The sequence below is a fragment of the Paraeggerthella hongkongensis genome, from assembly GCF_003726035.1.
GTDB classification, from domain to species: Bacteria; Actinomycetota; Coriobacteriia; order Coriobacteriales; family Eggerthellaceae; genus Paraeggerthella; species Paraeggerthella hongkongensis.
Map to the genome: position 1 here is coordinate 22,620 of NZ_QICD01000009.1, position 19,681 is coordinate 42,300.

Consider the following 19,681-nt stretch of genomic DNA (forward strand, 5'->3'; position numbering starts at 1 on the left):
TCATGAAAGACATTGATATCAAAGCCTCCGCTTCCGCAGAGGCGAACGTGGTGAAAATCGGCGATCCTACGTTTGCGCCGACCGTGAACTTCAACTTAGGAGGAAACGGGGGGAAACCGGACAAAGAACCGTTCGTCTACCGCGTGCTGTCAGGCCCGAAAAGGGCGCTGCATCCCGCAGAGTATGCGCACGAGCTCGCCGAGGCAGCCGGCATACGGGACGAAGCCGAAGCTCGATCGCTTGTCTCGCGCGAGAAGGCCATCGCAGAAGCATGCAGAATCTGTCGGGAGGGGAATCCTTGGCTGTCCGAAAGGCAGGCCTACCTCCATGTCATGGGGCACTACGTGACTCCCGCGGAGGCCGAGAACGTGTTTGAGGTGTTCGAGGAGGCGCAAAGGATGCTCCCCGATGAAGCCGTCATCGATGAGCCGACAAGAGAGTTCAAAGATGCCGGCGTGAAGGGCGCTGCTTCGGCCTACGACGACGAGGTTCGCGAGCTATGGGCGAAGATCATCGCTGGCGAACTCGAAAGGAAGGGTTCTTATCCGAAAAGCACGATGGACGCGTTAAGGAGGATGGATGCTAGGACGATGGGGCTGTTCAAGAAGCTTTGCTCAACATGTGTTGGGAGCGCCGATGGCGTCGTATCGATGATGGACGAACCCATTCCTCTTCTGGTCTACGACGATGGATCTACCTCATCGATCAACGGCGGCCTTTTGTCGATCATCGACATATACGAACTCGAAGCCGCAGGGTTGTTCTTTACTGGACTCAACAGGACGTACACTATTGAAGCATTCGGCTTCGTGGGAATCGCCGACGTTCCGTACCAGATACTGAACGACGAGCAGAGCGACGAGGGCAAGAAGCTTATCTTTGAAAACGGCCTCCTCTCCGATGCTGGAAGCAGGCTTTCAACCCTATGCGGAACAGGAAGCTTCGAGCATCTGCCTAACCTTCTAGCAAAGCTTGTCAAAGATGCTGGAATGAAGCTTTTTCGACTAGAACAAACCGACGTCCCTGAAAAGTTCGACACCTTTGAAATATAACGCCAAGAAAGCCCCACGTATCGCAGAGCAGTACGGTCGTTTGGTTTCAATTTAGGGAGAAAATGGAGTAGATAATGCCAAGCCAATATCCATATAGCCGGCACATTTCAAACTCGTATCTCGGAAAGAGCAAAACCGTAAAGGGCATGTCTCCTAGCGAAGTCGAGACAAAAGCGCGCGTTCAAATCCAAAAATGGGACGAAGAGGAGGAACGGGCGCGCGATCGTGCAAAAAGGCAAGCGGCCATCAAAAGCGGTAAAGAGGAAGCCGCGTTCCTGAATAAAGAGCTGCAGAAAGAAATACGGTCGATAAACGACACACTCCCGAACGCTGTCCAGATGAACGTTTCCGAGCTTTGGAAAAGCGATATCTACCGCTACGACGATTTCAAGCCATTCAGCTATCACGAGCCCCCTACTTTCAATACAGCAATTTCATGCGTAGGAGGCATCCCCGACAAGTCTTTCATCGAGCATTTCAGCAAAAAGAAACGAGGATTGCGCGAAAGCCAAGAAAAGGCTGCCCGAACGAAATTCGAGCAGTTGCAAGAGGAATACGAAGAGGCCAAAAGGAAAGCGATTGAGAAATACGAGAACGATCGCGAATCGTTTTACGCGGAGCGGCAAGAACACAACGATAGAAATTATCGGATAGCGTGCGCAACCACAGATGATCCGGAGCTATTTCAAGCCTTCATGAACATGGTCCTTCGGCTTATGAGCATGCGATTGTACGGAAAGCCTGAAATGGAGGCCATCCTTTCACCTGATAAGAAAATGCTGCAAGTGAACGTCTCGCTTCTCGGACCCGATGGCATTCCGTCGATCAAGGAATACAAATACGTTGCCACAAGAAACGAGATAACCAAGACCACCCTGAGAAAGACCGAGGCAGCCGCACTTTACGACACTTACGCATTCTCAATCGTTGCATCCGTTTTTTCCTGTTTGCATAAGACTCTTTCAGAACGTAACATCGATTCGATGATAGTAAACGCCTGGGTTAGCGGCATCGATGCCCGCACGGGAAACGACTTCACCTCCTGCATACTGTCAGTCCAAGCCGCATGCGATGACTTGAGCGCAATCGACTTCGCTCGCGTTGATCCAAAAGAGTGCATTAGGGGATTGAAGGGGTTGTACGCCGGGTCCTCCCTGACAAATCTTATTCCCATCGCTCCCGTTGCAAACCTCAACAGAGAAGACTCCCGCTTCGTCGAATCGCGCGATGTGCTGTCCGGGATGGATCCTTCTCAAAACCTTGCAATAATGGATTGGCATGATTTCGAACAACTCATACGCCAACTATTCGGGAACATTTTCGAAACCGCATCCGGTGGCGAGGTGAGGATCACGCAGGCCAGTCGCGACGCCGGGGTGGACGCAGTGGCATTCGACCCCGACCCGATCAGAGGTGGAAAGTTCGTTATACAGGCAAAGCGGTACAACAACGTTGTAGGCGTCTCCGCCGTCAGGGATCTGTACGGAACGATGATTAACGAGGGTGCCGGCAAGGGGCTCCTGGTCACGACCAGCTATTTCGGAAAGGACTCGCATGAATTTGCAAAGGACAAGCCCATTCAGCTGATAGACGGATCCCATCTTCTCGGCCTTCTCGAACAGTACGGATACGGTAGATTCAATATTACGCTCGGAACGGGATTGACAGAACGATAGTAAAGCCCCGCGCATACGGGCGGCCACCCAGCGCGAGGCTTGCAGATACCAACCGAATAAACGGAAGGCAGGTGAATTGTACCATGTCTATAACATCGCGCACGCTCAAAGACGGATCGACCGTCTACGTCGTGCAGGAGTACGTCGGATTCAAGCTCGACGGCACCCGCGACCGCGAGAAGATCACGTGCCGAAGCCTCAAGGAGGCGAAGGTCGAGCAGGCGCGCATGATCGCCATGCGCGATGCGCGGAGAAACCGCTCGGGCCGCTGCACGTTCTCGCAGTACGTCGACAGATGGTACTGGCCCTCCACATCCGCGCTCGCCCCTACGAGCCGCGACACGTACCGCAGGGAGATCGAGAAGCGCCTGCTCCCCGCACTCGGCGAGACGGACATCCGAGACATAGACAGGCTCGCAATCCAGAGAGTCGTCGACGGATGCGCGACCGAAGCCGTGGCAAAGAAATGCGTCGGAGTGCTGAAGACCATCCTGAACGAGGCGAAGGGCGACGGCATCATACAGTCGAACCCCGCCCAAGCGCGCTACAAGATGCCGCCGAAGGGGCGCAAGCGCGACAACGGCGTTGTCGTCACCACGTTCGCCGGCATGCGTCCCCTGATAGCCGCGATAGACGATTACGGCGACGACTGCGTGGAGCGCATCGCCATGACGGGGCTTCACATGGGGCTTAGGCCGGAGGAGCGGTACGGTCTGGATTGCGAGGACGTGGACAATCGGCGCAGGACGGTGTCCGTCAGGCAGGCGTACGTTACCGCATCCCCGCTCGAAGGCGGAAGGCAGCTGAAATCGACGAAGACGGAGTTGTCGACGCGGCAGGTGCCGATACCGCCGACGATGGTCGAGCGCATGGCGAGGCTCGCGCCGGAAGGTTCGACGGGGCCGTTCGTGCTCGGAGCGGACGGGGGGCGGATCAGCCCGTCCACGGCGAACAAGCGATGGAACCGCTTCCTGCGATGGTGCTCGGACAACGGGCGTGTCGTCCCGCACGTCACCATAGAGAACATGCGCCACAGCTTCGCCACGTCGTTCCTGCATGCCGGTGGGAACATCGAGGACCTTTCGCGCATCCTCGGCCACTCCGACATAAACACGACGTACAAGCGGTACGTCAGGCCCAGCGTCGATGATCTCAGGCGTGGGATGGACATGATCTTCTAACCGTCCCGCCCCGTTGTCGGCGCTCGTTTCTGGGGCTAATTTGGGGTTAAAGCAGTAAAAAATATAACGATTTATGTAAAATCTTATCCCCAAATAACCCCAAAAGCGAATGTTTGTTCTTGTTTTCCGAACAGGTTAAACGTAAAAAAAATGCCGCTTGAACTGGTATTATCCAGAACAAGCGGCAATTGTGAAGTTGGTGGAGGCGCGGAGAATCGAACTCCGGTCCATACTACATAATCCATGAGGCTCTACAAGCTTAGTCGATGGTCGGGATTCGGACGGGCACGGTCCATCGACAAACGTAGCCCGACCTAGCCGGTTCGATCTTTGCTTGAGCCATACCGGCTACGTGCTCAAGCGCATTCCCCTTAGTTGATGCCGGACCGAGAGTCGGGGAAATCCCAAGGCCGACAGCCAGGCGCGATTAAGCAGCCATGGCGAGCGCCGGAGCGCTCTGAGTGTTGTTCTTGCCAATTAAATTGACGGTACCCCTGTTTAACGTGGCGAGGAGACCACGACCTGCTCCTCATTTCAAACGTACCATGTCGAAACCAGTCGCCCCCTTGCATATGCAAGGCCGCCCGCCTGTTCGGCGAAACGTCCAGGGTCGATGAGCCCCACCTTGTCAAAGTCCACGCGGCCGCACCATGTGCCTGATCGCGTCGCGAACGTCCATTCTATCCGGTGATCCCGGTTTGTCAAGCGAGGAGCCTCGAAGTATTCTTCCTGAAAGCTCGGTGGCGGCGAAACAGGCGAAGGGCCTCTATTTCTTCAAAAGCGAGCTGAAGTCCAATGCGCTTTTGATATCGTCGAACGCACCCTTCAACTCAGCCGCAACAGCGATGCCGTCCTTGTAGATGGCGTTCACGTCGTCGGTCGCCTGAGCAACGCCTTCTTTCGTAATGCCCAGATCGTACTCGTCGTCATCGTCTGCGGGCGCTTCCCCGTCCTCGTCCTCATCGTCTTCGACGTACAGGTATTCGGCCTCCTCGCCGTCCTCCATGAGGACGAAGCCTATGCGATTGCCCTCGTCGTCTTCGATATAACGGACGATATCGTCCTCGTCGAGCTCCAGCTCCACCAATTCGTACCCGTCGTCTTCATCGGAAGGCTCGTCGATGAACTCCTCGTCATCGTCGCCCACGATATGAAAGCCCTCCTCGGACAGATCGACTCCCGTCTTCTGCTCGACGACCGCCGCTAGGCCGCCGTCGTCGCCATCAGGGCTGGTCTCCCCTTCGCCGTCGGGGCCCTCTTCGGCGAAGAAGTCCTCGTAGGCCTCCTCGAGGTTCGCTTCGTCGTCGCGCGGATCGAATTCCTCGTCGCTCTGGAATTCCTCGACGTCTTCGATCTCGGTTTGCTGATCGATCAGCTCGGCCTCCGTTTCGGCACCGGCTTCCATGCTCTCCAGCTGTTCGTCCAAGCCCATGATGGCCTCCTTTTCCACTTCGTCGACCGGCGCGAGGCGCGGCTCGGCATCTAACGGTTGCGCTCCTTCAGCGCCCGCTCCACCTCGCGGCGAGAATCGCGAGCAGCCATGCTGGCTCGTTTGTCGTAGAGCTTCTTGCCGCGCGCGACCGCCAGCTCCACCTTCACGAGCGAATTCTCCTTGAAGTACATCTTAAGAGGCACGATGGCCATGCCCTTTTCCTTCACCTGCTCTTGCAGCTGGCGGATCTCCTTCTTATGGAGCAGCAGCTTGCGCTTGCGGTCCGGATCCACGTTCGCGATGTTGCCGTGCGTGTAGGGAGGAATGTGCACGTTGTGCAGCCACGCCTCCCCGTTGCGGACGAGCGCGAAGCAATCCGTCAGCTGACAGTGGTTCTCGCGCAGCGAGCGCACTTCGGTGCCCGTCAGCTCGATGCCGGCCTCCAGCGTTTCGAGGATCTCGTACTCGTGGAACGCCTTGCGGTTCTTGGCTATGGTCTGCGCTTCGCGTTTCATGGGCGTGCTACTCCCCTACTCCGCAGCGGCTTCGCAAAGCGCGTCGGCCGCAACGTCGGAACCCGCCTGGTCCTGCAGATCGCTCGCGTAGCCGCCCAAACCCGGCACGAAGCTTGCGTCCTCGTCCAGATCCAAAGCGAAGCGGACCAGCAAGCGCACCGTGGCATCCAAGTCGGACAGGCACACCACCTCGGTAGGCGTGTGCATGTAGCGCAACGGCACGGACACGAGGCCCGTGGGGATGCCGCCGCGCGTCACCTGGATGGCGCGCGCGTCGGTACCGGTCACCGCAGGCTCGGCTTCGACCTGGTACGGAATGCCCTCGGCCTTCGCCGCAGCCACCAGACGCTCGAACACCTCGGGGTTGATGTTGGGACCGCGCGCGATGACGGGGCCTTCGCCGCATACGATCTTGCCGTACTTGGTCTTTTCGATGCCGGGATAATCGGTCGCGTGAGTCACGTCGAAGGCGATGGCCACATCCGGGTTCTCGCCGTATGCGGACGTGGTCGCCCCGCGCACGCCGATCTCCTCCTGGACCGTGGCGGCCGCGATGAAGTCGCCTTGCGCACGGCCCGCCTTGGCCAGCTTCTCGAGCACGCGCGTGATCACCCACACGCCCGCCTTGTCGTCGAACGCGCGCGACACGGCCATGTTGCTGCCGAAGCGCTCGAAGCCCACGCCGAACGTGATGACGTCGCCTACGCGCACGAGCTTCTTCACGCGCTTAGCCGGCATGCCCAGGTCGATGACCAGCTGATCGATCGGCGTCACGTTCTTGCGCTCGTCGGCCTTGATCAGATGGATGGGCTTGCGGCCCACCACGCCGCGCAGAGGCTCGATCGAGTTGGAGGCGTGCACGTCCACGCGCAAGCCGGGCAAGATGGCCGCATCGACGCCGCCGACGGCCGACACCGACAGAAAGCCGTCGTCGGAAACGTAGGTAACCATGAGGCCGATCTCGTCCATGTGAGCGGCAAGCATGAGCGACGGACCTAGCCCGCGCCCGAACAGGCGCGCATGGACCGAGCCCATGACGTCGGTCTGGATCTCGTCCGCCGTATCGGCAAGGCGCTCGCGCACGATCTTCGCCACCGCGATCTCGCTTCCGGTAGGCGACGGCGTTTCCAAAAGCTGCTTGAGGTATTTCACCTGGTTTTTCTTCATGATGCTCCTTATGAGACGATGCCGCTTTTGCGCGCGGCTACCACCATTCCTTCTTCTTCGCGCGTTTGCGCTCGGGCTTCGGTGCTCGGAAATCGAGCTCCAACTGCTCGTCGCAGGCCACCGTGGTCGCCTTCTTGCGCTCGACCTTCACGATGCTCCACGACACGGCGTCTTTTCCGTACAGTTCGAGCATCTTCAGGCGCGCATCGCGCTGGTTGCCCTTGGTTCCTGCACGGGACTCGCTCTCGAATTCGAACAAGCCCTTCGCTCGAGCGTCGGAAGCGACGGGGGAAGAGTAATGGGCGATGTAGGTTTGCATATCCGTCCTTCTTGCAATGCTTGGTGCTTGTCAGCAATCTTACCACGAGCCGCACCGCTCGCGGTGTCAAGGGCGGGACTTCGAAGAACCGTCACGCCCTTGACACCGGACGATCCGAAATCAGGAGCCGTCGGCCTCCCCTTCATGGGAGGCGCCGGGCAACGCGGTACGAAGCACCTGGTCGAACGGCTCTCGAAAAGCACGTCGAACCAGGCGCTCCTTCTGAAGTCGAGATAGGCGCTTGAAGCGGTACTCCGCGCTCATGGCCTCGCGCCTCGTTGCGAACGCGGCCTGTGCGACAAGGCGCACCGGCAGACGGGAGCGCGTGTACTTCGCCCCCTTGCCAGCATTGTGCGTGCGAACGCGCTCGGCCACGTCGACCGTATAGCCCGTATACCACGTGCCGTCCGCGCACTCGATCACGTACAGGTAGTGGGCGGTGTCCGCCGAATCGGCCTGCACGGCGACGCTAGACTCGCACCTTCACGACGATCTTGCGCACATGCTTCGCCGCACCGAACGAGCACCCGGGCTTATGCCCGTCTTCGGGAGCGAACACGGCGATCTGGCCCGCACGCAGCACGATGCTGCTGCACCCCGGAGGCGTGCCGTACACGCCGAAGTCGGAATCTTCGTCGAACGAGCCGATCTCGATCATGCCTTCGAGCGGCGCGTACTGAATCAGCTCCTCACCCGAAACCACAAACTGCACGTCGTAGTAGCGGCGGTGGGCTTCCATGCGCTTGTCTGGCGCGGGAACGGTCTCGTACTCCTGCACGTTCGCGAACACGTCGTCGCCGTCGATATCGACGCGTCCGAGCGGCAACGCGGCCAAATCATCGCGCGAGAGGAACTCATAGGCTTTCCGGAAGCGTTCGGCCAGATAGTCGTTCTGCGCAGCATGCGCGAGCGGGGTAACGAGCATGGATGTCCTTTCATAGTGGCTCGCGGCAACGCCATGCTGTGGGCGCGCCGCTTCGTTCGGTATTGTTCGTGCAGCAGTATACACCTTGCTGCCGTCGACGGCGCCCGGCCCGCAAACCCTGCGGCGCCGCACGCGCGAGCCCCCGAGCCACGCGCAGCAGGCGGCCCGGCCTCACGCCCTTGCAGCGAGCCAATCCCCTCTAGTCAAGCAGTACAGCAACAGATCCTGAAGCGTCCCGTCATGGGAGGGCTCCGCTGCGTGCAGAACGCCTTCGCGCTGGAACCCGCACTTCTCGATAACCCGCCGGGAGCGATCGTTGAACGGGTAGCAGGTGCACGAGATGAGCAGCAGGCCCAGCTCCTCGAAGCCGTAACGAATCATCTCGCGCGCGGCTTCCGTCATATAGCCCCGCCCCCACGCGCGCTTTGCGAGCGCATAGCCCAGCATGAGGCAGTCGACGTTGCGGCGCTGGGAGTCGCGGATAAGGCCGATCGAACCGATGCACGGCCCGCATGCACCGTCCTCGAAACGCTCGAATATACCGAACACGTGCGGCGCCGAGGCAATCTCCTCCACGAAGAAGCGCGCGTCCTCGTGCGTGCGATGCGGCGCCCACCCGGCATCCGGCCCGATAGCGGGATCGCTGCAGTACGCGAACACGTCGTCGACGTCCGCCTCGACAAGCGGGCGCAGGACGAGCCGCTCGGTTGCAAGCGCCGGGCATTCCGCCGAAGAGGCCGCGAGCACGGCGGGCAGGGCCCGCGCATCGCGCGCCGCGCTTGCAACAAGGCACGACTGCAACTGGTTCTCGTCGAGCACGCGAATGCCCTCGGCCCGCAACTTGCGCGCAGCAACGCCGTATCCGGGAACGAGCGTGCCCGAAAAGGTGCCGTCGTAGATGCGCCCGTTGCCGCACGAAGGGCTCTTGGCTTTCAGAATGGCCAGCTGGCAACCCTCGCTGCGCACGCGATCGAGCGTGCTGGCCGCGCCCGCGGCAAACGCTTCGGTCCCGTCCCCTCCGCTGCGGTCGACGACGCGCAGCGCGCGCTCGGCGGCTACGATCTCGTACGCCGGATGGGGCACGCGCATGCCCCCGGCCACCTCCGGGCATATCGGCACCACCTGATGGGCGCTTCGCAACGCCAGCGCCTCGGCGCAGGGCTTGGACGCGCCATCGTAGCGGCACGGGGTTCCCAGCAAACACGCGCTCACCGCTATCTTCATGAAGCACCGTCCGTTCCGCCGATTCTTTCACCGCTTTGATGTCTTCCGCATTGTATCATCGGGCCGCGCGCGAACGGCACCAGCCGCGCGCACGGAACTCGGCGAAGCCCGGCACGCTTGCGCTTTCCGATTGAAGACGCGGGAAGCACCCTCGACGATCCGGCCAGCAAGGCAGATAATAGCCGTGCCAGTCCGCGCGCCGCATGGCGCCGTCCCTTCGAAGGAGTTTCGGTATGATCAACAACTTCTGCAAGAAACCGCTCTGGGAATGCTCGAAGATGCTCGCCGCCGTTGCCCAAGGGCAGAAGCCGGCCGACGTCGTGATCCGAAACGCCAAGCTGGTGAACGTCTGCACCGCGGAGATCCAGGAAGGCATCGACGTGGCCATCGCACAGGGACGCATCGCCTACCTGGGGCGCGCCGAGCACTGCATCGGCGAAAGCACGCAGGTCATCGACGCGCAGGGGCAGTACATCGCCCCCGGGTTCCTAGACGGGCACATCCACGTGGAATCGTCGATGATGGGCGTGGGCGAATACGCGCGCGCCGTCGTGCCCCACGGCACCACGGGCATCTACATGGACCCGCACGAGATCTGCAACGTGCTGGGGCTGGACGGCGTGAAGGTGATGGACGAGGACGCCCACCGCACGCCGCTCAAAACCATGATCACCACCCCGTCGTGCGTGCCCGCGGTTCCCGGATTCGAGGACACCGGCTCGTTCGTAGGACCCGAAGACGTCGCCGAGACCATGAGCTGGCCGAGCGTCGTCGGCCTGGGCGAGATGATGAACTTCCCCGGCATCCTGGGCGGAACCGACCACGCGCACGGCGAAGTGGGCGCCACGCTGGAGGCCGGCAAGATCGTGACCGGCCATTACTCCATGCCCGAAACCGACCGCGGACTGAACGCCTACATTGCCTCGGGCGTGCGCTGCTGCCACGAATCGACGCGCGCCGAAGACGCGCTGGCGAAGATGCGCTTCGGCATGTACGCGATGATGCGCTACGGATCCGCCTGGAAGGACCTGCCCGTCTTGGCCGAAGCCGTGACCGCGCACGACATCGATACGCGTTACGCCGTCCTGGTAAGCGACGACACGCATCCCCACACGCTGGTCGCCGACGGCCACCTGGACCACATCGTGCGCACGGCGGTCGAGCTGGGCATCGACCCCGTCACCGCCATCCAGATGGTCACCATCAACTGCGCCCAGTGCTTCCAGATGGACCACGACCTGGGCTCCATCGCGCCGGGAAAGTGCGCCGACATCGTGTTCCTGAACAACCTGGAAGAACTGCGCGTCACGCGCGTTTTGATCGACGGCGACGTTGTGGCTGAAAACGGCGAGCCGACGTTCGACTTAGAGCCGTTCACGTTCCCCGAATGGGTAACGCACTCCATGCGTCTGGGAATGGACATCACGCCCGAAACGTTCGCCGTACCGGTGCCCGAAGGCGCGTCGAACACGGCCGCGCACATCCGCACCATCGAAGTCATACCGGGAAAGGTGGGAACGTTCGAAACGCACGTGGACCTGCCGGTGATCGAGGGGCTTCTGGAGTCCGACACCGGACTCGACGTGCTCAAGACGTTCGTATTCGAGCGGCACCACGAAACCGGCACGTTCGGATACGGCTTCGTGAAGGGCTTCGGCATCAAGCGCGGAGCCATGGCGTCCACGGTAGCGCATGACGCGCACAACCTGCTGGTGGTCGGCACGAACGACGAGGACATGGCTTTGGCGGCGAACACGCTGGCAGCATGCGGAGGCGGCATGGTGGTTGTAGCCGACGGCCAGATCCTGGGCTTGGTGGAGCTTCCCATCGCCGGACTCATGGACGCGCTGCCCGCCGAGGAACTGAGCGCGAAGGTGCACGGATTGGAGGGGGCCTGGGCCGAAATCGGGTGCACGATGCCCTCGCCGTTCATGACGATGGCGCTCATTCCACTGGCATGCCTGCCCGAGCTGCGCTTGACGAACCGCGGGCTGGTCGATTGCACGACGTTCCAGTTCGCAAGCCTGCTGGCCGCACAGTAAACCCGCCTGCAAGAAAGCCCGGCGCACCGAAGCGACCGGGCTTTCTTTTTTTGGGAAGCGAAGGGCTCGACTAGCGAACCGCGTCGTCTTCCTCGAAGCTCATGCTCATCGAAATGCTCATCATCATGAGCATCTTCTCGACCATGAGGCTCTTGCACATCTCCTTGAGCTCATCAGGATCATCGGGAATGAGGTCGGACTCCATTTCATCGATCATGTCGAAGGCGAACGACTCGTTCAGGCCGAAGACGTCGAAGAACTCGGGGTCGAAATCCGCGGCGCTCTCGTAGCCTGCCCAATCGAGCATCTCCTCATGCTCGGGATCGGAAGGATCCGCCAAGATGCGGCACAGGTTCTCGTACCCGCCCATGCCGCCGCTGTCCTCCAGCGGAGCGCGACGCTCGCCGTCTATGCATATCGGGAAGAAGGGAACCAAGACGTCGGCCGAGGGGATCTCGTCCTCGACCTCCAGCTCCAGCTCCCAGTTGTCCCCCAGGTCGTAGGTGTACAGGATCTTGTCTCCCAGGCGCAGCACCTCGCCCACGCCCTTCTTCTCCGCATTGTAATGCGTGCCGTTTCCAGCGGGCATCGTCGCCACGTCGTCGTAGAGCTGCGGAGCATCGTAGGAAACGCCGTCTTTCTCGAACTGGTACAGATGGTAGCCAGCCCAGTCGAACGATTTCACAAGAGCCTCGTGGAGCAGGCCCAGGTCAACTTCAACGGGAACCAGGATCCTGCGCCAAATAGGAGGCTCCGATTCGAGAATGGTTGCTTTGATCTGGTAAAGGACGGGTTCGTATGCCGGCGAAGAACCGCCGTCGCCTGGAAACTCGATTATTTTGGCCGCCATGGAGGGCCTCCTTCTTGATTGTCGTTCAACAAGGGGAAGTGTAGCAGAAAGCACCGTGGAATCGTCTGGCACCCGCGTCCGGCTCGCCGTACAATGTTCTCGTGACGCTCATCGACGACATACGCGCGTACCGGCCCTTCAACCAGCAGGAGGCCGCAGACCGAACAACCATCCTTCAGCGACTGGAGGTCGACCCGCATGCGTTCGACCGCACGTCGCCCGCGCACGTGACGTGCTCGATCTGGACGGTCGACCCCTGCGCGACCAAAACCCTCATGGTCTACCACCGCATCTACGATTCCTGGTCGTGGATCGGCGGACACGCCGACGGCGAGCGCGAGCTGGCGCGCGTCGCCCTGCGCGAATTGGAAGAGGAGACGGGCATCGCGCGGGCGCGCTTGGTGCCCTGCGGGCCGGGCGGCATCTTCTCGCTGGAAGTTCTCACCGTGAACGGGCACGAGAAGCGCGGCGCGTACGTCGGCTCGCACCTGCACCTCAACGTCACCTACCTGGCCGTCGCATCTCCCCGCGACCCGCTGCACAGCAAGCCCGACGAGAACGCGGACGTGCGCTGGTTCGACCTTGCCGAAGCGTGCGAGGCCTCCACCGAGCCATGGATCCGCGACCGCATCTACCGCAAGCTCGTCGACAAGCTGGCCCTCGTCGATCCCGATGCGCTGCGCAGCGCGCATCTATCGGCTTCGCATGGAGAAGGCCCCGAATACGCGCATTCCGCGAGCAAACAAACGTTCCTGCGATATACAATGGACGTTTGATCGCGAAAGGAGCGCGTCCATGATCTCAGAGCACGAACTCGGCAGCCAATGCGCATCCCGCACGCTTGCGCGGGCGCGCTCGATTGCGGAATCGGATCGCAACATCCTGACGAAGCAGGTGCGCTACGACGGCAACGAGACCACCTTGAGCGCGTTCGTGGCAAGCAGCAGCGGATGGGACGACCGATACCGCACCTCCGTGGCGATCAACGAGAAGGACGATGCCATCCTCGACTACGCTTGCACCTGCCCCGCCTACCGCGAGTACGACGGCATGTGCAAGCACTGCGCGGCGCTGCTGCTGGCCTACAACGAGGCACCCCAGAAATTCATGGGGTACCACGCCAAGAAAACCGCGGCCACGTCGAACTGCATCGCGGAGTTCATGAAGCGCACCGAACAGCTGACCAGCGACAACGACCTGCAAGGCACCATCGACATCGAAACGACCGTGGCCTACGGCTACCGCGACTGGTCGGCTCACTTCAAGATAGCGGGCCCGCAGGGATCCTACGTCATGAAGAGCATCTCGGAGTTCGTGGACCGCATGCGCACGGGCGAGCGGTTCTCGTACGGCAAGAAGCTCGCCTTCACGCACGCCCCTGCCCTGCTCACCGAGCACGCACGCGACATCGCGCAGTTTCTGGACCGCGCGGTCTCGCTGCGAGAGCGCGCTAACGGAGCGGCGTTCTGGCGCTACCGCGGGCGCGACGAGGTGGGGCGCGATCTCCAGCTTTCCGACATCGAGGTGATCGAGCTGCTCGACCTCCTGCACGACCGGCCGTTCGTCGTGCAGGGAACGGACTACGGAACGCGCTCGATCACGCGCGCCCGCATCATCGAAGCCGATCCGAGCATCGACATCAACCTGCGCGCCGCCGACCAAGGAGGCTACCTTATTTTGCGCGGGGACGATATCGTGCTCGCCGCGCAGGGAAGCCGCATGTACGTCTGGCAAGACGACGTCTTCTACCGCTGCTCGCCGGAATTCGCGCAATGCGCCGACTTCCTGCGCAACGTCTACGACAGCGACGAGAGCAAGCTGTACATAGCCGAGGCGGACATGCCGCTGTTCTGCGCCGCCGCGCTGCCCGCCATCGAGCGGCACCTGCACGTGCGCGCGCCGCGCGAAGTGGAAGCGTACCGGCCCGTACCCTGCCAGCTGGAGTTCTTCTTCGACAAGGACGATCGGGGCGTGACCTGCGACGCCTGGGCCGCCTACGGCGAGAAGCGCTACCTGATCTGCGGGTTCACCAACGATGAAACCGCAGAGGAAACAGCGGGGCCCCTGCGCAACGAGCGCATGGAGGCGAAAGCGGTCGACCTGATCAAGCGCTATTTCAACCCGTTCGACGCCTCCATCGACATCGACGACGACGAAGCTGTGGCAGCCCTCGTATTCGGAGGCATTGCCGAATTCCGCGAGCTGGGCGCCGTGTTCACCACGCCCGCGTTCGACCGGCTCACCCGCGACGGGAAACCGCAGGTAACGTTGGGCGTGTCGTTGACGGGCAACCTGATCGACCTGACCGTGTCCTCCGAAGACCTGCCCGCGCGCGAGTTGAGCGCGCTGCTGGCCAGCTACCGCAAACGCAAGCGCTTCCACCGCCTTCGCAACGGCGCGTTTCTGGATCTTCGGGACTTCGACCTGTCCCAGCTCGACCAGCTTGCGGCCGACCTGGGCCTGACCGCGAAGCAGCTGACGTCCGGCCACGCCCAACTGCCCGCTTACCGCGCGTTTTACCTGAACGAAGAAGACAATCTTGAACGGGATCGGTCGTTCACCCGCTACGTGGAGAGCTTTCGCCACGTGGACGAGCGATCGTACCACGTGCCGGACAGCCTTGCCGACACGCTGAGGCCCTATCAAGCGGAGGGCTTCCGCTGGCTTTCGGCGCGCTGCGACGCCGGGTTCGGAGGCATCTTGGCCGACGAGATGGGCTTGGGCAAATCCGTTCAGCTGATCTCGCTCCTGCTGGCCCGACGCGACCAGACCTGCGAAACCGGTCCGAGCCTGATCGTCTGCCCCGCTTCGCTCGTGTACAACTGGCTTGCCGAAATAGAGCGCTTCGCGCCCGAGCTTCGCGCGCAGGCCGTGACGGGATCGAAGCGCGAACGAGCGCGCATCCGCAATGCCGCGTTCGACGGGCAGGGCGCGCGAAGCGATGGGCACGCGCCCGCCGATCAGCCGATCGACGTCCTGGTCACCTCGTACGATTTGCTGCGCATCGATGTAGCGGATTACGCGGGGCGTTCGTTTTTCTGCTGCGCGCTCGACGAAGCTCAGTACATCAAGAACCCCGCCACCCTCACGACGCGCGCCGTCAAGCGCATCGACGCCGCGCACCGTTTTGCCCTGACCGGCACTCCCATGGAGAATCGTCTGAGTGAGCTTTGGAGCATCTTCGACTTCCTGATGCCCGGCCTGCTTGGCCCGTACGCTCGCTTCCGCGAACGATTCGAAGCGCCCGTCGTAGGCGGGGACGAAGCCGTAGCCCGACGACTGCAAGCCGTGGTGGGACCCTTCATGCTGCGCCGCTTGAAGACCGACGTCCTTGCCGACTTGCCCGACAAGCTCGAGTCCATCGTCTACGCGCATCTGGAAGGCGAGCAGCAGCGTTTGTACGCCGCGCACGAGCAGCGCCTGCGCGAAGATTTGACCGAGCAGCGCAACAACAGGAAGAACGATGATTTCGGGAAGCGAAAGGTGGAGGTTCTTGCCGAGCTTACGAAGCTGAGGCAGCTCTGCTGCGATCCGCACCTGCTCTACGAAAACTACGGCGGCCAGGCGGCAAAGCTCGACGCTATCATGGAATTGGTCGATTCCGCCATGGACGCCGGAGAAAAGACGCTCGTGTTCTCGCAGTTCACCAGCTTTTTGGAGCGCATCGCACGACGTCTGAACGCAGCGGGCGTTGCCTACTACACCATCACGGGAGCCACGCCCAAGCAGAAACGCCTTGCCTTGGTCAATTCATTCAACGGGGACGAGACGCCGGTGTTCTTAGTGTCTCTCAAGGCCGGAGGGACGGGCCTCAACCTGACCGGTGCATCGGTTGTGGTGCATGCCGACCCCTGGTGGAACGCCGCCGCGCAAGACCAGGCAACCGACCGCGCCCATCGCATCGGCCAAACGCGCGTGGTGAGCGTGCAGCGCGTGATCGCCAAAGACACCATCGAAGAGCGCATCGTGCGTTTACAGCAAGCGAAAAGCGAGCTGGCAAGCCAAGTCGTTGGAGCAAGCGGCGTTTCACTTGCGAACCTGACCCGCGACGACCTTATCGATCTGCTGCAAGGATAAAACGAAGGCGGGGCCGGCCATCTTGCTTGTCCTAGTGAGACGAAGGGACGGGGTCAATGACTCATTTTCGGCCGCAGGCCAGAAAATGAGTCATTGACCCCGTCCCTTCGTCTCATCCCTGTGCCTAGAACTTCATGAAACGCTCGTAGCGCTGCTTCAGCAAATCGTCCAGAGGGCGCCCGCCGAGCTCTTCAAGCGTTTTAACCACGTAAGCCCGAACGCCTTGAGCAGCTGCTTCGGGGTTTTCGTGAGCAGGACCGGCACCTTCAGGAAGAACAGCGTCGACGATGCCCATCTGGCAGGCCTCGTGCGCGCTCATCTTCATGACGGCCGCCGCTTCGGGGGCGCGCGTGCGGTCCTTCCAAAGGATGGAAGCAAACCCTTCCGGCGAGAGAACCGAATACACGGCATGCTCCTGCATAGCCACACGATCCGCAACGGCCAGAGCAAGAGCGCCGCCCGAACCGCCTTCGCCCAAAAGCACGCTCACCACCGGCACGCGCATGCCCGCCAGCGCTATGAGGTTGTCCGCAATCGCGTTGCCCTGCCCGCGCTCCTCCGCTTCAGTGCCGCAGAACGCGCCCTGCGTGTCCACCAGGCACACGATCGGACGCCCGAACTTCTCGGCCTGGCGCATGACGCGCAGCGATTTTCGATAGCCTTCCGGCTGCGGGCAGCCGAAGTTTCGCTTGATGCGCTCCTTCAGGTCGCGGCCCTTTTCCTGCGCGACCACGGTGACGGCGTGCCCGTCGATCCAGCCCAGCCCGCACACGATGGCGGCGTCGTCGCCGAACGCGCGATCGCCGTGCAGCTCGATGAAACCGTCGACGAACGACTCGATGTACGACAGCGCCGTAGGACGATGCACGTTGCGCGCCAGCTGCACGCTTTCCCATGCGCGGTTCGAACGCGTCGAGGACGCAGCCTCGCCCCGAGCCGATGACGGCGCGCCGCCTTCGAGGGGAAGCCGACCGTCCACGTCGAATCCACCTCGTTTGAGGGCGCGCTCCAGACGCCTGCGCGACGCCGCATCGCTGCGCGCGAAACCGCCCATAAGGCCCGCGACGCGATCCCTCAACCGAGCCGGCGCCCAAGTCGCCTCGGTCAACGACGCGCCTTCCGGAGTGAGATCCCCGTACGTCACGGTATTGTACGTATGCGTGCCGTTCGCCAGGTTGTCGCGCACGGCTTCGTAGCTGACGAATATCTCCCGATCCCCCGGTTCGTGCCCGCTCTTCCCCGCGCCCGCAGGAGAGGTTGCCAGATGAATGGCCAGCACGTGCGCGAGCGTGCTGCGCAGATCCCCGCGTTCGACGATGGCGTCGATCAAACCGTGCTCGAGCGCGAATTCAGCGGTTTGGAAGCCTTCAGGGAGCTCTTGCTTGATGGTGTCTTTGATCACGCGCTGGCCGGCGAACCCGATGAGCGCCCGCGGCTCCGCCAAAATGACGTCGCCTTGCATGGCGAACGACGCGGTCACGCCGCCCGTCGTAGGATCGGTGAGAACCGATATGTACGGGAGCTTGGCCTCGGCATGGCGATCGAGCGCGAACGACACCTTCGCCATCTGCATGAGCGACACCAGACCCTCCTGCATGCGCGCGCCGCCCGACGCGGTGAACACCACCACGGGCAGGCGCTCGTCGGTTGCGCGCTCCACGAGCCGCGCCACCTTCTCGCCCACAACCGATCCCATGGATCCCATGAAGAACTGCGACTCCATGATGCCGATGGCAACGCGCAAGCCGGCGATGCGGCCCTCGCCTGTGCACACGGCCTCGTCCAAGCCGGTCTTGTCGCGCTGGGCGGCCAGCTTGTCTTCGTAACCGGGAAAGCCCAACGGATCGGTCTCGGGCACCGACCGGTTCCATTCGACGAAGCTGCCCGCGTCGAGCAGGTCGTCGATGCGCTCGGCCGACGACATGCGCAGGTACGTGCCGCACGACGGACAGACGTAGTGCCCTGCAGCCACGCTGGCCGCATCGAACTTGAGACCGCACGCGTGGCAGGCCCGCCAGGCTTCCGCGCCGGTTGCCGTCTTTTCCGTGGAGCAGAGCACCCAGCCGAGCAGAGGGGACTCAACGCTGAGCGGTTTGAACACGCGTACGCCGCGCGCTGCAGCGCGCGCCAGGAAGCTGTCGACCTCCGAAAGGGCAACGGCTTCGTCGCAGAGCAAGATGCAGGACGCTTGGCACTCCGAAGCGGCCTGCAGCACGGCGTACGCATTGCCGAACAGGGCGTCCGTGTACTTTTCGCCCAGGCAAACGCTCAGCGCAGCAGCCTTCACATGCGGATCGTAACGACGGTCCTGCGTATACGCCGCGCACGCCGCGAACCCGGCCTCGACCACCGCGGGAAACAAACGGCGCGCCGTCTTCGCGCGGGCCATGACAAGAGCCACGGGAGCAGGTCGATCGGTTGCGACGTCAACACCCGAAGCGCATCGGCCCGCGCCGCCGGCCTCGGAAAAAACGGACGCATCCACCGCGTCGAGCGCGTTCGGAGCATCCGGGGAAACCCCCGCCGCCTCGGCCGCCATGCGGCTGAGACGGTACACGACGTCGGCCGAGCCCTCCACGGCTCGAACCGCAGCCGCAACGTCGTGCGGCAGGACCGCTCCGTCCGTTGCGATGGTGATGTAGTTCTGCTTACGCTGCTTCATCGAACGACCTTCCGAATTCCCCGACCATCGCACAGGCGCCGCCGCGCGCTACGCCTCGGCCTTTGCCAGCACGTACTTCTGCGTCGCCGTCGCGCACACCTGGCCGTCGACGCTCGCCTCCACCTCCGCCACGCACAAGCGAGACGAGGATTTCACGATACGGCCCTTCAAGACGAGCGTGTCGCCCGGCTCCACCTGACGGCGAAACTTCGCGTTGTCGATACCGGTCAAAAACCCGATCGACCCCTCGGCCCCTCGTTCTACGAGCACGCAGAACGAGGCAGCTTGGGCAAGCGCCTCCATGATGATGACGCCCGGGAGCACCGGGTGTCCCGGGAAGTGGCCCTCGAACAGCGCCAAGCCGGGATCGACGTCAAGCTCGGCCGTCACTTCGACGCCCGGCTTGCAGGAGGTCACTCGGCTCACCCAGCAAAACGGGTCGCGGTGCGGCAGCACCGCCTCGACGACGTCCTTGCCGCAGGGATACTCGATATCCATAGGTTCTCCTTTCAACGGCGCGCTTTGCACGCCATGCGCCCGCGCGAGGCGCCTTGGCGCG

The 19,681-nt window shown here is 62.1% G+C and carries 16 protein-coding genes and 1 other RNA gene; 6 read left to right on the forward strand and 11 right to left on the reverse strand.

Annotation, left to right across the window (positions count from 1 at the left end; genetic code table 11):
• Positions 1–2 precede the first annotated feature (2 nt).
• The 3 genes from DMP08_RS06105 (at position 3) to DMP08_RS06115 (ending at position 3,909) form a co-directional block, all read left to right on the forward strand.
• Positions 3–1,052, forward strand: coding sequence for a DUF2806 domain-containing protein (locus DMP08_RS06105; RefSeq protein ID WP_123192066.1), 1,050 nt, complete (start codon positions 3–5; stop codon positions 1,050–1,052).
• Between the two features lie 146 nt (positions 1,053–1,198).
• Positions 1,199–2,728, forward strand: a complete 1,530-nt coding sequence (locus DMP08_RS06110) for a restriction endonuclease (protein WP_161555432.1) — start codon at positions 1,199–1,201, stop codon at positions 2,726–2,728.
• Between the two features lie 83 nt (positions 2,729–2,811).
• Positions 2,812–3,909: a tyrosine-type recombinase/integrase gene (locus DMP08_RS06115; protein ID WP_123192068.1), complete on the forward strand. Its 1,098-nt coding sequence runs from the start codon at positions 2,812–2,814 to the stop codon at positions 3,907–3,909.
• Between the two features lie 197 nt (positions 3,910–4,106).
• On the opposite strand, the gene ssrA is transcribed toward DMP08_RS06115, so the two are convergent.
• The 8 genes from ssrA to DMP08_RS06155 all read right to left on the reverse strand — a co-directional run bounded on the left by ssrA (position 4,107) and on the right by DMP08_RS06155 (position 9,491).
• Positions 4,107–4,475: a transfer-messenger RNA gene (gene ssrA, locus DMP08_RS06120) on the reverse strand.
• A gap of 200 nt (positions 4,476–4,675) precedes the next feature.
• Positions 4,676–5,341 carry a hypothetical protein gene (locus DMP08_RS06125; RefSeq protein WP_123192069.1) on the reverse strand — a complete coding sequence of 222 codons (666 nt, stop codon included), beginning with the start codon at positions 5,339–5,341 and terminating at the stop codon, positions 4,676–4,678.
• A gap of 50 nt (positions 5,342–5,391) precedes the next feature.
• Positions 5,392–5,856: an SsrA-binding protein SmpB gene (smpB, locus tag DMP08_RS06130; RefSeq protein WP_123192070.1), complete on the reverse strand. Its 465-nt coding sequence runs from the start codon at positions 5,854–5,856 to the stop codon at positions 5,392–5,394.
• Between the two features lie 15 nt (positions 5,857–5,871).
• Positions 5,872–7,023 carry a M42 family metallopeptidase gene (locus DMP08_RS06135; protein ID WP_123192071.1) on the reverse strand — a complete coding sequence of 384 codons (1,152 nt, stop codon included), beginning with the start codon at positions 7,021–7,023 and terminating at the stop codon, positions 5,872–5,874.
• A 37-nt stretch (positions 7,024–7,060) separates the two neighbouring features.
• Positions 7,061–7,342, reverse strand: a complete 282-nt coding sequence (locus DMP08_RS06140) for a hypothetical protein (RefSeq protein ID WP_114567564.1) — start codon at positions 7,340–7,342, stop codon at positions 7,061–7,063.
• Between the two features lie 120 nt (positions 7,343–7,462).
• Positions 7,463–7,804 (reverse strand): GIY-YIG nuclease family protein, encoded by a 342-nt coding sequence (locus DMP08_RS06145; protein ID WP_123192072.1) that lies wholly within the window; start codon positions 7,802–7,804, stop codon positions 7,463–7,465.
• 7 nt (positions 7,805–7,811) lie between these two features.
• Positions 7,812–8,267 carry a NanQ anomerase/TabA/YiaL family protein gene (locus tag DMP08_RS06150; RefSeq protein WP_114567566.1) on the reverse strand — a complete coding sequence of 152 codons (456 nt, stop codon included), beginning with the start codon at positions 8,265–8,267 and terminating at the stop codon, positions 7,812–7,814.
• A 171-nt stretch (positions 8,268–8,438) separates the two neighbouring features.
• Positions 8,439–9,491: a GNAT family N-acetyltransferase gene (locus DMP08_RS06155; RefSeq protein WP_123192073.1), complete on the reverse strand. Its 1,053-nt coding sequence runs from the start codon at positions 9,489–9,491 to the stop codon at positions 8,439–8,441.
• A 233-nt stretch (positions 9,492–9,724) separates the two neighbouring features.
• On the opposite strand from DMP08_RS06155, the gene ade reads away from it, so the two are divergent.
• Entirely contained in the window at positions 9,725–11,533 is a 1,809-nt protein-coding gene (ade, locus tag DMP08_RS06160; RefSeq protein ID WP_123192074.1) for an adenine deaminase, read from the forward strand.
• 70 nt (positions 11,534–11,603) lie between these two features.
• Here ade and DMP08_RS06165 read toward each other — a convergent pair whose 3' ends face one another.
• The gene (locus DMP08_RS06165; protein ID WP_123192075.1) at positions 11,604–12,383 is read right to left on the reverse strand and encodes a plasmid pRiA4b ORF-3 family protein; all 780 of its coding nucleotides are present in this window, start codon (positions 12,381–12,383) and stop codon (positions 11,604–11,606) included.
• A gap of 101 nt (positions 12,384–12,484) precedes the next feature.
• Here DMP08_RS06165 and DMP08_RS06170 point away from each other — a divergent pair, with 101 nt between their 5' ends.
• Positions 12,485–13,159 (forward strand): NUDIX hydrolase, encoded by a 675-nt coding sequence (locus DMP08_RS06170; RefSeq protein ID WP_123192076.1) that lies wholly within the window; start codon positions 12,485–12,487, stop codon positions 13,157–13,159.
• A gap of 19 nt (positions 13,160–13,178) precedes the next feature.
• Positions 13,179–16,460, forward strand: coding sequence for a DEAD/DEAH box helicase (locus tag DMP08_RS06175; RefSeq protein ID WP_123192077.1), 3,282 nt, complete (start codon positions 13,179–13,181; stop codon positions 16,458–16,460).
• A 124-nt stretch (positions 16,461–16,584) separates the two neighbouring features.
• Here the strand turns inward: DMP08_RS06175 and DMP08_RS06180 are convergent, their stop codons facing one another.
• Positions 16,585–19,122: an acetyl-CoA carboxylase carboxyltransferase subunit alpha gene (locus DMP08_RS06180; RefSeq protein WP_123192078.1), complete on the reverse strand. Its 2,538-nt coding sequence runs from the start codon at positions 19,120–19,122 to the stop codon at positions 16,585–16,587.
• A gap of 48 nt (positions 19,123–19,170) precedes the next feature.
• On the reverse strand, positions 19,171–19,620 hold the full coding sequence (fabZ, locus tag DMP08_RS06185; RefSeq protein ID WP_123192079.1) for a 3-hydroxyacyl-ACP dehydratase FabZ: 450 nt from the start codon (positions 19,618–19,620) through the stop codon (positions 19,171–19,173).
• Positions 19,621–19,681: the final 61 nt, after the last annotated feature.

Bases quoted from the DNA above. Each gene is read 5' to 3' on its own strand.
- DMP08_RS06105 (WP_123192066.1), top strand. From the start codon at position 3: ATGAAAGACATTGATATCAAAGCCTCCGCTTCCGCAGAGGCGAACGTG.
- DMP08_RS06110 (WP_161555432.1), top strand. From the start codon at position 1,199: ATGTCTCCTAGCGAAGTCGAGACAAAAGCGCGCGTTCAAATCCAAAAA.
- DMP08_RS06115 (WP_123192068.1), top strand. From the start codon at position 2,812: ATGTCTATAACATCGCGCACGCTCAAAGACGGATCGACCGTCTACGTC.
- DMP08_RS06125 (WP_123192069.1), bottom strand. From the start codon at position 5,341: ATGGGCTTGGACGAACAGCTGGAGAGCATGGAAGCCGGTGCCGAAACG.
- smpB (WP_123192070.1), bottom strand. From the start codon at position 5,856: ATGAAACGCGAAGCGCAGACCATAGCCAAGAACCGCAAGGCGTTCCAC.
- DMP08_RS06135 (WP_123192071.1), bottom strand. From the start codon at position 7,023: ATGAAGAAAAACCAGGTGAAATACCTCAAGCAGCTTTTGGAAACGCCG.
- DMP08_RS06140 (WP_114567564.1), bottom strand. From the start codon at position 7,342: ATGCAAACCTACATCGCCCATTACTCTTCCCCCGTCGCTTCCGACGCT.
- DMP08_RS06150 (WP_114567566.1), bottom strand. From the start codon at position 8,267: ATGCTCGTTACCCCGCTCGCGCATGCTGCGCAGAACGACTATCTGGCC.
- DMP08_RS06155 (WP_123192073.1), bottom strand. From the start codon at position 9,491: ATGAAGATAGCGGTGAGCGCGTGTTTGCTGGGAACCCCGTGCCGCTAC.
- ade (WP_123192074.1), top strand. From the start codon at position 9,725: ATGATCAACAACTTCTGCAAGAAACCGCTCTGGGAATGCTCGAAGATG.
- DMP08_RS06165 (WP_123192075.1), bottom strand. From the start codon at position 12,383: ATGGCGGCCAAAATAATCGAGTTTCCAGGCGACGGCGGTTCTTCGCCG.
- DMP08_RS06175 (WP_123192077.1), top strand. From the start codon at position 13,179: ATGATCTCAGAGCACGAACTCGGCAGCCAATGCGCATCCCGCACGCTT.
- DMP08_RS06180 (WP_123192078.1), bottom strand. From the start codon at position 19,122: ATGAAGCAGCGTAAGCAGAACTACATCACCATCGCAACGGACGGAGCG.
- fabZ (WP_123192079.1), bottom strand. From the start codon at position 19,620: ATGGATATCGAGTATCCCTGCGGCAAGGACGTCGTCGAGGCGGTGCTG.